This window comes from Allobaileyella intestinalis, assembly GCF_009695865.1.
GTDB lineage: Bacteria > Bacillota > Clostridia > Peptostreptococcales > Anaerovoracaceae > Allobaileyella > Allobaileyella intestinalis.
In genome coordinates this window covers 1-1,481 of sequence record NZ_VUNB01000011.1, presented here as the reverse complement: position 1 = coordinate 1,481, position 1,481 = coordinate 1, and the positions used below count along the sequence as shown (strand labels likewise).

Sequence of the window (1,481 nt, the reverse complement as noted above, 5' to 3'; positions counted from 1 at the left end):
TAATTCTTCTTTTTATCACTTACACGAATAACCACTCGTTTTTCAAATCCTTTAAGCGAGTGATTTTATAGATGTTTTTCAATCTAAGTAGTACGTACTGTAGCTTTTCTGTGTTATCCATTCCTTGCGTTTCTCTTTGCATGATAAAAAGAGCATTGTATCGATTTATATATTTTGATGCTACCCCTTTATATTTTTGCAGCCTTTCTTCAATCAATTTGTGGAAACTGTTCACTGTATTTAAATGATTGAATTTATCATATGACTCATGACTGATTAACACTTTCTTAGTACAGTTCTTACTTTCTAAAAGTTCGTTGTAACTGTTAGAACCATCTAGCATTACAAAAGATTTTGATTCAAGACATTCACCAAATCTTAATAGATCTAGAGATGATGGCTTGCCATAATTTAATGTTCTGGCAATTGTATGACCAAATCTCTGTATTGCAGTGATGATACATATCTGCTGATTAGACAACCCTCTTTTTATAGCAGGTGTTCCACGATGTTTAGGTTCTACTCCATCAATTTTAGTTCCTTTATGATTGTAAGGAGTATACTTTTCATCCATCTCAACTTCATTACCTACTTTGTATGGGACGTTCCTCAGTTCCTAGACTAACCAATAGTTTATGGCGCATATTAAAAACATTACGTTCATTCACGTTGATTTTAGCAGCTGTTTCTTTAAGAGATACACCATTCAATGTATCGAGGATAAGTTCATTCCATTTGGATTGGTCTTGATGAGAATAAAAAGTAAGCTGACCGCGGTCAATAACAAAACGTTTTCCGCATTCTTTACAACGAAGCATTTGTTTACCAGAGTTGGCAAAACCACTCTTAATTAAATGAGGATGATAACATCCGCATTTAGGACAGTATTCAAAATGATACGTATTCATTTTATTGTTTGTATCTAAATAATCAGTGATTTCACGATCAATCTTTTCGATTTGAAAAGATTGTAAAGCAGCAATAGTATCTTGGTTTAAATATTTTGAAGTTCTTGTCATAAGTGTAGTCTCTCTTTCGTTTACACCTATACAATAATTCTTAAATAGACATTATTAATGTCGAATATATTAACAAGTCACCAATGTATCTGTTAAGCCATAAAAAATATCCCTAATTTTTCTAACATTATAAAGATTAGTCCTTTCTATGTATATGTACTACATTTACCAATCTCTGTATCTTAAGTACATAGCGTAAAGTAATTTCATGAATGCACTAAGTACTAAAAGTCTTCCTAAGCGTTCTAACATTATATCAATGCATATCCTTTCTGTTCTTCATATAAATTACACTTTTTGTATGAAATTGAAAAACAAGAATTTTGAAATAAGTGTATATAAAAAGTATATCTCTAATATAAGAATAATAAAAACTCCTTTATGTAAAGGAGTAATTGATAAATGGTAGCGCGTACGGGATTCGAACCCGTGATACAGCCTTGAGAGGGCTGTGGCTTAACC

At 31.7% G+C, this 1,481-nt stretch carries 2 protein-coding genes; both read right to left on the bottom strand.

Annotation, left to right across the window (positions count from 1 at the left end; all coding sequences use genetic code 11):
* Positions 1–19: 19 nt before the first annotated feature.
* A complete protein-coding gene (locus tag FYJ66_RS09065) occupies positions 20–574 on the bottom strand; it encodes a transposase (RefSeq protein WP_206157050.1) in 555 nt (184 codons plus the stop codon).
* A 10-nt stretch (positions 575–584) separates the two neighbouring features.
* Positions 585–1,019, bottom strand: a complete 435-nt coding sequence (locus FYJ66_RS09060) for an IS1/IS1595 family N-terminal zinc-binding domain-containing protein (protein WP_154573174.1) — start codon at positions 1,017–1,019, stop codon at positions 585–587.
* Between the last annotated feature and the right edge of the window lie 462 nt (positions 1,020–1,481).